General features: G+C 65.3%; 10 protein-coding genes and 1 pseudogene. 1 reads left to right on the top strand and 10 read right to left on the bottom strand.

What is annotated here, in order from left to right:
• From VIR62_RS02920 to VIR62_RS02885, 8 genes and pseudogenes are all read right to left on the bottom strand, one after another.
• Positions 1–141 (bottom strand): annotated as a pseudogene (locus VIR62_RS02920) (aminotransferase); the annotation flags it as partial.
• A 228-nt stretch (positions 142–369) separates the two neighbouring features.
• Positions 370–1,227, bottom strand: coding sequence for a FecR family protein (locus VIR62_RS02915; RefSeq protein WP_431868553.1), 858 nt, complete (start codon positions 1,225–1,227; stop codon positions 370–372).
• Between the two features lie 43 nt (positions 1,228–1,270).
• Positions 1,271–2,989 (bottom strand): assimilatory sulfite reductase (NADPH) hemoprotein subunit, encoded by a 1,719-nt coding sequence (cysI, locus tag VIR62_RS02910; protein ID WP_431868551.1) that lies wholly within the window; start codon positions 2,987–2,989, stop codon positions 1,271–1,273.
• 12 nt (positions 2,990–3,001) lie between these two features.
• Positions 3,002–4,816, bottom strand: coding sequence for an assimilatory sulfite reductase (NADPH) flavoprotein subunit (locus tag VIR62_RS02905; RefSeq protein WP_431868550.1), 1,815 nt, complete (start codon positions 4,814–4,816; stop codon positions 3,002–3,004).
• Positions 4,804–6,486 carry a sulfate adenylyltransferase subunit CysN gene (gene cysN / locus VIR62_RS02900; RefSeq protein WP_431868548.1) on the bottom strand — a complete coding sequence of 561 codons (1,683 nt, stop codon included), beginning with the start codon at positions 6,484–6,486 and terminating at the stop codon, positions 4,804–4,806. The genes VIR62_RS02905 and cysN overlap by 13 nt, the downstream gene beginning before the upstream one ends.
• A complete protein-coding gene (gene cysD / locus VIR62_RS02895) occupies positions 6,486–7,409 on the bottom strand; it encodes a sulfate adenylyltransferase subunit CysD (RefSeq protein ID WP_431868546.1) in 924 nt (307 codons plus the stop codon). Before cysD ends, cysN begins: the two co-directional genes overlap by 1 nt.
• A complete protein-coding gene (gene cysG, locus VIR62_RS02890) occupies positions 7,409–8,893 on the bottom strand; it encodes a siroheme synthase CysG (protein ID WP_431868544.1) in 1,485 nt (494 codons plus the stop codon). The genes cysD and cysG overlap by 1 nt, the downstream gene beginning before the upstream one ends.
• Positions 8,890–9,645, bottom strand: coding sequence for a phosphoadenylyl-sulfate reductase (locus VIR62_RS02885; RefSeq protein WP_431868543.1), 756 nt, complete (start codon positions 9,643–9,645; stop codon positions 8,890–8,892). The genes cysG and VIR62_RS02885 overlap by 4 nt, the downstream gene beginning before the upstream one ends.
• 169 nt (positions 9,646–9,814) lie before the next feature.
• Between VIR62_RS02885 and VIR62_RS02880 the strand changes: the two genes are divergently transcribed.
• A complete protein-coding gene (locus VIR62_RS02880) occupies positions 9,815–10,405 on the top strand; it encodes an Lrp/AsnC family transcriptional regulator (RefSeq protein WP_431868541.1) in 591 nt (196 codons plus the stop codon).
• On the opposite strand, the gene VIR62_RS02875 is transcribed toward VIR62_RS02880, so the two are convergent.
• Together VIR62_RS02875 and VIR62_RS02870 are read right to left on the bottom strand one after the other, a co-directional pair.
• Positions 10,306–10,536, bottom strand: a complete 231-nt coding sequence (locus VIR62_RS02875; protein ID WP_431868540.1) for a nucleotidyltransferase domain-containing protein — start codon at positions 10,534–10,536, stop codon at positions 10,306–10,308. The genes VIR62_RS02880 and VIR62_RS02875 overlap by 100 nt on opposite strands.
• 139 nt (positions 10,537–10,675) lie before the next feature.
• The coding region (locus VIR62_RS02870; protein WP_431868538.1) for an aminotransferase class IV at positions 10,676–10,973 on the bottom strand (298 nt) is incomplete at its 5' end.

Below are 10,973 nucleotides of genomic sequence, written 5' to 3'. Positions count from 1 at the left end.
CGCCGGCGGCGCCCCGTCGGGATTGCCCATGCCGAGGTCGACAATATCCTCCCCCCGCGCCCGCGCCGCAGCCTTCATCGCGTTCACCTCGGCGAAAACATAAGGCGGCAGGCGGCGGATGCGGTAGAAATCGTCGGTCATTCTTCTCCCCTGGCGCCTCCTGGAAAACAGGCCGCATTGTTGACTATCGGATCTCCTCGCCTGCGTTCAGGTCCGCATGCCGGAAACTACCTCGCGAAGCGCCCCCAACCGCTCGGCGGCCCGTTCCCGCCGTTTCGGCCAAGCACAATGGAGCGTCGGTAGTATAATTTGCTACTTTCATTCGCGCGCCGCACGATCCAACTTGGGTGGCTCGGCTCCATCTCAACCTCAGGAAGCGTGATGCGCGAGGCGCGCCGCGATGCGGAAACGTGCATCGGGCTCTTGCTCAACCGACAGCGGTAACTCTGCTTCGAGCGTGTTCAGAAATACCGGGATTTCATCGGCGCGGAAGGACGCGGTCACGCGAACGTCGCGTGCGCTCTCGTCCAGTTCAACGCCCGGCGCATAGTAGCGGTTCACGTCGGCGACCAAGTCGGCTAGCCGGCTGTTCTCATATTCGAGACGTCCTTGCCGCCATTCTCCGGGAGCAGCCGTTTCAATAGGAATAACCGCCAGCGATTGCGTAACAGGCGCGGACAGAGTCGTCGGAGCTTCCATACGCTGGCCCGCGCGAAGAATGTGAGCGGCGCCCGAATCTGCGTCGACGGCCCACGCCTTCAGCCTGACAACGCCTTCCAGAACGGCGACGCGCACTCGGGACGCGCTTCGGTTCACGTCGAACTTCGTGCCCAGCGCCCGCACTGTCGCGGCGCCAGCATCTACATGGAAAGGCCGTGCCGGATCATGGGCCACCTCAAAAAAGGCTTGCCCGGAGGCTAGTTCGATCCGTCTCTCGCGATCTGAAAATGCGACTTCGATCTCGGAGGCCGCTCCCAAAGTGACCACGCTTCCATCGGCGAGGGCGATCGTCCGAACCTCGCCTGTAGCCGTTTCGAACTCGGCGCCCCGCTGGAGGTTGGGAACAGTTATCAACGCCAAAAGGGCCGCCGCCGCGGCGGAAGCCGCCAGGGCGGACCCCGGTATATCCCGGCCAATCCACGCAAGAAACCCGGTCCCGCGCCGAGCGAGCGACGATGACGCCGCCGCAGCTGACAGGCGCCGAATGCGGTAAAAATCGTTGGTCATCCTTCTCCCCTGGCGCGCCTCCTGGAAACCGGCGCATTGATGACTATCGGATCTTCTCGCTTTCGATCAGATCCGCACGCATGACGAAGTCGCCGAAGCGCTCATTGGCCTCGCGTTCACGAGCATAGCGGCCGAGCAGGTCGCCCAGGATTTCGAGGATCGCGGCCTCGCCGATATTCTCGCGGATGAGCGTGTTCAGCCGCTCGCCATGGAAGCCGCCGCCGACATAGAGATTGTACTTACCCGGGGCACGGCCGGTGAGGGCGATCTCGGCGACATAAGGGCGCGAGCAGCCGTTGGGGCAGCCGCTCATCCGGATGGTGATCGGCTCGTCCGAAAGACCGTTCGCCTCCAATATCTCTTCGATCCTGGTGATGAGGTCCGGCAGGTAACGTTCCGCCTCGGCCATGGCGAGACCGCAGGTTGGAAGCGCGACGCAGGCGATGGAATTGAGCCGCAACGCGCTTCCGCGGTGGCTGTCGCCGAGGCCATGTTCGGTGAGCAAGACGTCGATGGCGGCGCGGGCCTCCGGCTCGACATCGGCAATGATGAGATTCTGGTTGGGCGTCAGCCGCAGCAGGCCCTTGTGAACCCGGGCGATGGCTCGAAGGCCGTCCATGATCGATTTGCCGGGCAGGTTCGACACGCGCCCGTTCTGGATGAAGAGCGCATAATCGAAGCGGCCGGCGCCATTCTCACGCCAGCCGAACGGGTCGCCGTTCGAGGTGAAGGCGAAAGGCCGCGCCGCCTCGAAGGCGAAGCCCATGCGCGCCTCGATCTCGCTCTTGATGAAGGCGAGCCCCTTGTCGTCGATCGTATATTTGAAGCGCGCCCGCGCCCGCTCGACGCGATCGCCATAGTCGCGCTGGACCGACATCACCGCATGCGTGGTTTCCACCAGCCGGTCCCTGGGAATGAAGCCCACCAAGTCGCCGAGACGCGGATAGGTGTTCGGCTGATTGTCGGTCCGCCCCATGCCGCCGCCGATGGTGACGTTGAAGCCTTCGAGGCCAGCCGGCCCCGTCACGGCGATCAAACCGAGATCTTGCGTATAGACGTCGATGTCGTTCGACGGCGGAATGACGAAGCCGATCTTGAACTTACGCGGCATGTAGGTGGGTCCGTAAAAGGGCTCCTCTGCTTCAGAGCTCGCCACCCGCTCCTCGCCATACCAGATCTCATGATAGGCGCGCGTCCTGGGGATCACATGATCGCTAAGCTGCTTGGAGAGCGCCGCGACTTCGGCATGAACCCCCGAGTCCGAGGACGTCGCCGTGCACATAACGCCGCGCGCGTCATCGCCGCAGGCGGCGATCGTGTCGAGCAACACCTCGTGCAGCCCCTGGATGGTGGGGCGGACATCCTCCTTCAGCACCCAATGGAACTGGAAGGTCTGGCGCGTCGTCAGACGGAGCGTGTTGCCGCCATGCGCCCGCGCCAGCTCATCAATCTTCAGCCACTGCTCGGGCGAGCAGATGCCGCCGGGAAGGCGCACGCGCACCATGAAGCTGTAGGCCGGCTCCAGCTTCTGCCGGCGGCGCTCGTCGCGAATGTCGCGGTCATCCTGCTGATAGATGCCGTGGAACTTCATCAGCTTGTTGTTTTCGAAGCGCACGCCGCCGGTGATGCGGTCGAGCAGGTCCAATGCGATGGTGCCGCGAAGCTGATCGCTGTCATGCTTCAGCCGCTCGTCGGGCCCCAGCCGGTCGAGCGGCTGGGAAAGGTCCTTGCTGCGGTCGATGATTGCGGTCTGGATGTTCATGGGTCTTCTTCTTTAGTAAACGTCGCGCTGGTAGCGGTGGTCGGCCTGGAGGCGCCGGACATAATCCTCGGCCTCTTCCCGCTTGAGCGCGCCCTCGGAGGCGACGATGGCGGTGAGCGCCTCATGGACATCGGGCGCCATGGCGGCGGCATCGCCGCAGACGTAGAGATGCGCGCCTTCGTCAAGCCAGGCGTAGAGGTCGGCCGCCTGCTCCAGCAGCCGATGCTGTACATAGGTTTTCACGCCTTGGTCGCGCGAAAAGGCGACGTCCATGCGGGTGAGGGTGCCGGCCTTGAGATGCTCCTGCCACTCGGCCTGATAGAGGAAGTCGCTGCGGAAGTTGCGCTCGCCGAAGAACAGCCAGGAGCGCCCGCCGGCGCCCCGCGCCTCCCGCTCCTGCAGGAAGGCACGGTACGGCGCCACGCCTGTGCCGGCGCCGATCATGATGGTCGGCACGTCGTCGGCGGGCAGCCGGAAATGGGGATTGCTCTGGACATAGACGGGCAGGGTCGAGCCCATCTCTCCCCGGTCGGCGAGATGAGCCGAAGCGACGCCCGTGCGGCCCGTCCCGTGCAGGCTGTAGCGGACCGGCGATACGGTCAGGTGCACTTCGTCCGACGCGAAGGCTAGGCTCGATGCGATCGAGTAGAGCCGCGGCTGGAGCGGCCGCAGTCCGGCGACCAGGCTTTCCGGCTCCAAACCGGTCACCGGAAAGCGCCGCATTATGTCGACGACATGATGCTCGCGGAGGAAAGCGACCCGCTCGGCGGCCCGCTCCTCACCGAGAAGCCGACCGAGTTCCGCCGAACCGCTGAGCTTCGCCCAATGCTCGATGAATCGGGGCGAGGCTTGGGCGATCTCGTAGCGCTCGCGCAGTGCCTCCTGAAGCGCCAGCGTCTCGCCCTTGACGCTGACCGGCGCGTCTTCGGCGAGGCCGGCGACCTCCAAAACATCCGCGACCACCGGGGCATCGTTTACGGCGGCGATCCCAAGCGCGTCGCCGGGCTCGTAGCTGAGGCCGGAGCCACCAAGGTCAAGCTCGATGTGTCGGGTTTCCTTGCTCGATCCCCGACCGACAATGACGATGTTTTCAAGGATCGTCGCGGCGAACGGATTGCGCTTGTCGTGAACCGGCGGCGCCGAGGGGAATACCGACGGCGCGGGCGCGGCGGCGCTCGCCGGCTTCTCGGCGGACAGCAGTTCGACCACCGATTTCTTCCAGGCGTCAGCGGCATCGTCATAGTCGATGTCGCAATCGACACGGTCGCTGAGCCGGGTGGCGCCGAGCTCCTCCAGCCTTTTATCGAGACGCTTTCCAGCCTCGCAATAAAATTCATAGGTGGAGTCGCCGAGCGCCAGCACGGCGAAGCGGAGCCCGCCCAGCTTCGGCGCCCTGTCGCCTTCGACAAATTCGAAGAAGCCGATGGCCGGCTGCGGCGGATCGCCTTCGCCATAGGTGCTGACGACGATCAGCACATCCTGCTCGTCCTTCAACCGGCGCGGCTTGTAGCTGGCCATGTCGAACAGCTCCAGCGAAAGACCCTGGCTTCGCGCCGTTTCCGCCAGCGACTTGGCGACCTCCGTCGCATTGCCGGTCTCGGTGCCGTAAAGGATGGTAAGCGTGCGTCCCGCCCGCACCGTCTCGGCCGCCACGGGCACGATCGTCGCGTCAGAGGGAAAGGTCCGCGCGATACCCACATCGAGGCCGGCGAAATAGCCGCTGATCCAGCGCGCCTGCGCCGACGTCAGCGTGCGGCTCAGCTCCTCGACATGCCGCCATTGATCGATGCTGAGCGCGCCTTCGGCCGCCAGGATCATATGACCCATTGGTCCGTCCTTTCCTGTCCCATATCGCTGTCGTCGATCCTGCGTCCGGGGAACGCCTCGGCCGGCGTCACGTCCAGCGCCACCAGCACATGCACCCCGGCGCTCGCCATCAGCTTGGCGACTTCCCGCGCGCGCCGGACATTCTCGGCCCGTGCCGCGTCTCCTTCGCCCAAATCGCTGCTGAGGCTGGACCTAAGCACCGCCTCGTCGAGCACGAAGCTCGATCGTCCCAATGCCTCCAGCCGGCGCTGGGCTTTGGCGGCAAAGGCCGTCCGCGCGGCGTTCGCCGGGCCGGCGACCCAGAGGATGCGGTTTTCCGCGTCCGCATGATCCTTCCGGCGCCCGGGCTCGGTGAAGCCGTCCACCATGCCGGCGGCGACGGTCGCGTGGCTGATCTTGTCGATCAGGATGAAGCCGCCGAGCACCCGGCTCTCCGAATAGGAAAGGGCCGGAACCGGGCGATCGAGGCGGATGGCGCAATGGCCAATGTCGTTGAGCGCCAGCGGCCGGCCGTCGCCCTTCTCCATTGACGAGACGTTCACGACATGGTCGACATGATCGACCGAGGCCGAAAGGGTCCGCGCGCCGATCTTCAGCCAGTAGGAACGGCCGGTCGCCAGCGGCTCGTCCGACATCCAGACGACCATAGCCGAAAGACCGCCGGCCAGCGCCGGCCGCTCCGCCGCAGAGACGATCACATCCCCGCGCGAGCAATCGAGCTCTCGGTCCAGCGTGACGGCGACGGACTGGCCCTGGTTGGCCTGCGAGAGGTCGCCGTCAAAGGTGACGATGCGCTCGATCCGCGCCGTTTGACCCGAGGGAAGGACTGAGACTACGTCGCCGGGGCGGACAGTGCCGCTCGCGATCCTTCCGGCATAGCCGCGGAAAGATGAATTCGGCCGATTCACCCACTGAACCGCCATCCGGAAGGGCGCCGCTTCGCGGGTTGCGGCAAGGGGCACGGTTTCCAGATGCTCCAGCAAGGTCGGCCCTTGATACCAGGGCATGGCCTCGCTCGCGGCCGTGATGTTGTCGCCCTTGAGGCCCGACATCGGAATGGCGACGAACGCCTCGATCCCCGCCTCACGGGCGAAGCGGCGATAATTCTCCACTATCTCGTTGAAGTGGCCCTCGTCATAGCCGACCAAGTCCATCTTGTTGATGGCGAGCACGATCCGGCGGATGCCGAGCAGATTAACGAGATAGGAGTGACGGCGCGTTTGGATCAGCACGCCCTTGCGCGCGTCGATCAGAATGACGGCGAGATCGGCGGTCGAGGCGCCGGTCACCATGTTGCGCGTATATTGCTCGTGGCCCGGCGTGTCGGCGACGATGAACTTGCGCCGCGCGGTCGCGAAGAAGCGATAGGCGACGTCGATGGTGATGCCCTGTTCCCTCTCCGCGCCAAGCCCGTCGACGAGCAGCGCGAAATCGAGGCCGCCATCCTGCGTCCCGGCCGTTTTGCTCTCACTCTGGAGCGCGGCGAGCTGGTCCTCGAACAGCAGCTTGCTGTCGTAGAGCAGCCGGCCGATCAAGGTCGACTTGCCATCGTCCACCGAGCCGCAGGTGATGAAGCGCAGCAGCGACTTGCGCTGGTTCGCCGCCAGATAGTTCTCGACGGCCTGACGGGCCGCATCGGCCGACGTCACATCGCGAAAAGCGGTGGCCATCAGAAGTAACCTTCCTGTTTCTTGCGCTCCATGCTGCCGCTTCCGGCATCGCGGTCGATGGCGCGGCCCTGCCGCTCGGAGGTGGTGGCGACGAGCATTTCCTGGATGACTTCGGCCAAGGTCGCCGCCTCGCTCTCGACGGCGCCCGTCAGGGGATAGCAGCCGAGCGTGCGGAAGCGGATCGAGCGCTCCACCGGCGTCTCTCCCTCGCGAAGCGGAAAGCGATCGTCGTCGACCATCAGGATAAGGCCGTCGCGCTCCACCGTGGGCCGCGGCGTGGCGAGGTAGAGTGGGACGATCGGAATGTCCTCCGCATAAATATACTGCCAGATGTCGAGCTCGGTCCAATTGCTGAGCGGGAAGACGCGGATCGTCTCGCCGCGCGCCTTCCTGGCATTGTAGAGGTCCCACAGCTCCGGCCGCTGGCTCTTGGGATCCCAGCGATGCTGGGTCGTGCGGAAGCTGAAGATGCGCTCCTTCGCGCGGCTCTTCTCCTCGTCCCGGCGCGCGCCGCCAAAGGCGGCGTCGAAGCCATATTTGTCGAGCGCCTGCTTCAACCCTTCCGTCTTCCATAGGTCGGTGTGGAGGGGCCCGTGGTCGAACGGATTGATGCCGCGCTCCACCGCCTCCGGATTGCGATAGACGATAAGCTCCATGACGCTTTCCGCCGCCGTGCGGTCGCGGAGCGCATACATGTCCTTGAACTTCCACGTCGTATCGACATGGAGCAGCGGGAAAGGCGGCGTGGCCGGGTAAAAGGCCTTGCGGGCGAGATGCAGCATCACCGCCGAATCCTTGCCCACCGAATAGAGCATCACCGGCCGCTCGGTCTCGGCGACCACCTCGCGCATGATGTGGATGCTCTCCGCCTCGAGCTGCTCGAGATGGGTGAGGCCGCGGCGAAGTTTCGTCTCGGCGTTCATCAGGCTGCGACTCTCTCGATCGGAATGATGGGGGATCCGATCGCCGTTCGTTGGCGGGCGACGCGGCCGATGATGACGGTGGCGGGCGCGCCGGCGGGCAGCGTCTCCGCGAGCGCGGCGATTTGCGAAATGGGACCGGAAACCTGCTGCTGCTCCGGCCGCGTCGCCGAAGCGACCGCGACGGCCGGCGTGTCGGTGGCGAGGCCATGGGCGAGGGCCTGCTCGACAAAGCCGGCTAAGGTCTTGCGCGGCATATAGACCACAGTGGTCGTCTCGGCGTCAGCAACCGCCTGCCAATCGATGTTCTCCGGCAGCTTGCCGTCGGCGCCATGGCCCGTGACGAACTGAACGCGCCGCGCCTCCCGGCGCTCGGTCAGCGAGAAGCCGAGCGAAGCCGCCGCCCCTTGCGCCGCCGAAATACCGGGGATGACCGACACGTCGACACCTGCCTCCCGGCATGCGTCGATTTCCTCGGTCGCCCGCCCGAAGACGAGGGGATCGCCGCCCTTCAGCCGCACGACCCGCTCACCGGCCAAGGCCAGCTCCACGATCTGCCGGTTGATGTCGGCCTGCTTGCAGGAGGGACCATGGCCGCTCTTGCCGACCGCCACGCGGCGCGCTTCGCGCCGGGACAACTCCAGCACATCGGCTTCTACCAGATCGTCGTAGAGGATGACCGTCGCCGATTGCAGTGCCCGCACCGCCTTCAGTGTCAGCAACTCCGCGTCGCCGGGACCGGCCCCCACCAGCATCACGCTGCCCTTGCGCGGCTTCGGATCGATGCCGCCGATCAGTTCGTCGAAATCGCGAGCCGTCGGCGCGCGGCTGACTTCGTTCCAGGCCCGTTCGGTGAAGCGCTCCCAGAACCCGCGACGATCGGAAAAGCTCGTTATTCTTTGCTTCACCTTCGGCCGCCATTCCCGCGCCGCCTTGGCCCAGCCGGTGAGCCCCAGCGGCAGCACGCTCTCGATGCGGGCACGGATAGACTGGCCGAGCATCGGCGCTCCACCGTCCGTCGAGATGGCGAGGACCAACGGCGAGCGGTTGACGATGGTGCCAAACTGGAAGTCGCAAAGCTCCGTCTGATCGATGATGTTGACCGGCGCTCCCGCCTTGCGCGCGGCGGCGACGAAGCGCAGCGCCTCGCCGCGGTCGGCAATATCGGCGATGGCCAGCGCGGCGCCCCCCAGGTCCGACGCTTGCCAACGACGGGGCAGCACCGTCACTTCGCCCGCGACCGCGCTCGCGGCCAGTTCCGCGAAAAGCTTCGCCCCGGCTTCGTGGCCGGCCAGAACGAGCACGTCCGCCCCTGTCGCCGAAAGCAGTTCCGCCTTCCAAAGCGCGCCTTGAGACCCGCCGGCGACGACCGCCTTGCGTCCCTCGATCTTGTGGAAGACGGGCAGGTTGGCCAGCGGTGCGATCCGCGCCGGGACCGCCATCGGCACGCGCTCCGCCTCCGCGATCTTCTCACGCGCGAGCGTCATGCCGCCTTCTTCCGCCGGACCAGCCGGCCATCGGCGGCGACATGGAGCCCGCATTCCCTGGCTGCGTCGGTCTCCCACCACCAGCGGCCGGCGCGCTCCGGCTCGCCGGGCTTCACCGCCCTGGTGCAGGGCTCGCACCCGATCGAGAGAAAGCCTTGCGCGTGAAGCGGATTGACCGGCACCCGCGCGGCCTCGGTGAACCGCACCACTTCCTCGCGCGACCAATCGAAGAGCGGCGAGACCTTGATCAGCCCGCGCTCCTCATCCCATCCGGCGAGTTCTACCCTACCGCGCTGGTCGGATTGGTCCGCCCGAAGCCCCGTCACCCAGGCGGAGGCACCCTTCAGTGCGTGCCCGAGCGGCTCGACCTTGCGCACTTGGCAGCAGCCGAGCCGCGCTTCCTTCGAATGATAGAAGCCGTTGATGCCGGCATCGGCGATCTGCGTCGCCAGCGCCGCCTGATCGGGATGATAGGAGCGGATGCGAACGCCGTACCGTTCCTCCGTGTCGGCCCACAGCTTGTAGGTGGAGGGAAAGAGGCGCCCGGTATCGAGCGTGACCACCTCGATATCGAGACGCCCCTTGAAGATCAGGTGGGCCAACGCCTGATCCTCTAATCCAAAGCTGGTGGTGAAGACGATCCGCCCGGGCACCGCCTCGCGGAGTGCCTCCAGCCGCTCGGCGGGCCTCTCCCCGCCGATCCGGCCAAGCGCATCGAACAGAGTGCGGCTAGAATATTGTTCTACTTTCACTTGCCGCTCCGCACGATTCAACTAAGGTCACGCAGCCCTATCTCGACTGCGGAAAGCACCTTAATACGGGGACAATTCCAGGGATCAATTGCTACAGCGAGATAGCGGGAATTTTGCGCTGCAGCAGCGTCAAGGCGCAATATTGTTCTAATTCACGGGAGAAAAATGGATGGATCGTACCGACCTCATGATCCTCGCCATCCTTCAGGAAGATGCGTCCGTCTCGATCGCCGAGATCGCGAATCGCGTGCATCTCTCGCAAACGCCCTGCTGGCGCCGCATTCAGAAACTGGAGGCAGCGGGGGTCATCGAGCGAAGGGTCGCGCTGCTCGATCCGCGGGCGATCGGCCTCGACCTTACCATATTCGTCGAGATCCAGACCGGCGATCATAGCGGCGACTGGCTGAAGCGTTTCGCGGAAACCGTTTCCGCCATGCCCGAGGTAATGGACGTCTACCGGATGGCGGGCGATGTCGATTATCTGCTTCGTGTAACGGCGCCCAATATGGCCGCCTTCGACGATTTCTATCAAAGACTGATCAAGGCGGTCCCGCTCAAGAATGTTACGTCCCGCTTCGCCATGGAGCGGGTCAAATCGACTACCGCCTACCCGCTGCCGGAGCCGCTGGCGGGCGTGCGGAGATTGCAGCCCGATGCAAGCTACTCGAGCAGCCGCTCATCGGTCTTGGCCCAGAATTCAGGCACATCGGTGAGCTCCTCGCGGTCGACGACGACAAGCAGGTCGAAGTCCGAGAAGTAGCGTCCGACCGGGTCCTCGACCCAGTCGCCGCGCGCGTAGCTGCCGAGCAGGATGATCTTGAGCAGCCTGTCACCGCGCAGGTCCGGCATCGTCCGGCGGGCGATCGCGAACGCGAATCCCTCGCGGATCAAGTCGATGATGAAGGCGAGCTCCCGCCTTTCCCCTCCGGCAGGTGATCAAGATCGGTCTTTATCCCGCCGCTCAAACTCGCCTCCGGCGCCGCAAAGGACGAGCGCTTTCCTCGACTCCCCAGCCGACGCGGCGCGGCTTTCATACTTGGCCAGTTTGGCGGTTGACGAGGTCGAGATAGTCCTTGCGGAGCTGCAGCGTCAGTTCGCCCACCTCGAAGTTCCAGGGACCGGCCGATGCGACCGGCGTCACCTCGGCCGCGCTGCCCGTCAAAAAGAACTGCTCGAAGCCTTCCAGCTCCTCGGGCCATATCGTGCGTTCGACCACCTCGATGCCGCGCTTGCGGGCGAGGTCCATCAGGGTGCGCCGCGTGATGCCGTCGAGGAAGCAGTCCGGCGTCGGCGTGTGAATCGCTCCGTCCTTGATGAAGAAGGCGTTG

Origin of the sequence: Allosphingosinicella sp., from assembly GCF_036570505.1 — a bacterium.
GTDB lineage: Bacteria > Pseudomonadota > Alphaproteobacteria > Sphingomonadales > Sphingomonadaceae > Allosphingosinicella.
The sequence above is the reverse complement of the archived record's forward strand: the minus strand, read 5'-3'. Positions and strand labels throughout refer to the sequence as shown.

What these genes read in the sequence shown, in the direction of transcription:
- VIR62_RS02915 (WP_431868553.1), bottom strand. Translation starts at nt 1,227, where the DNA reads ATGACCAACGATTTTTACCGCATTCGGCGCCTGTCAGCTGCGGCGGCG.
- cysI (WP_431868551.1), bottom strand. Translation starts at nt 2,989, where the DNA reads ATGAACATCCAGACCGCAATCATCGACCGCAGCAAGGACCTTTCCCAG.
- VIR62_RS02905 (WP_431868550.1), bottom strand. Translation starts at nt 4,816, where the DNA reads ATGGGTCATATGATCCTGGCGGCCGAAGGCGCGCTCAGCATCGATCAA.
- cysN (WP_431868548.1), bottom strand. Translation starts at nt 6,486, where the DNA reads ATGGCCACCGCTTTTCGCGATGTGACGTCGGCCGATGCGGCCCGTCAG.
- cysD (WP_431868546.1), bottom strand. Translation starts at nt 7,409, where the DNA reads ATGAACGCCGAGACGAAACTTCGCCGCGGCCTCACCCATCTCGAGCAG.
- cysG (WP_431868544.1), bottom strand. Translation starts at nt 8,893, where the DNA reads ATGACGCTCGCGCGTGAGAAGATCGCGGAGGCGGAGCGCGTGCCGATG.
- VIR62_RS02880 (WP_431868541.1), top strand. Translation starts at nt 9,815, where the DNA reads ATGGATCGTACCGACCTCATGATCCTCGCCATCCTTCAGGAAGATGCG.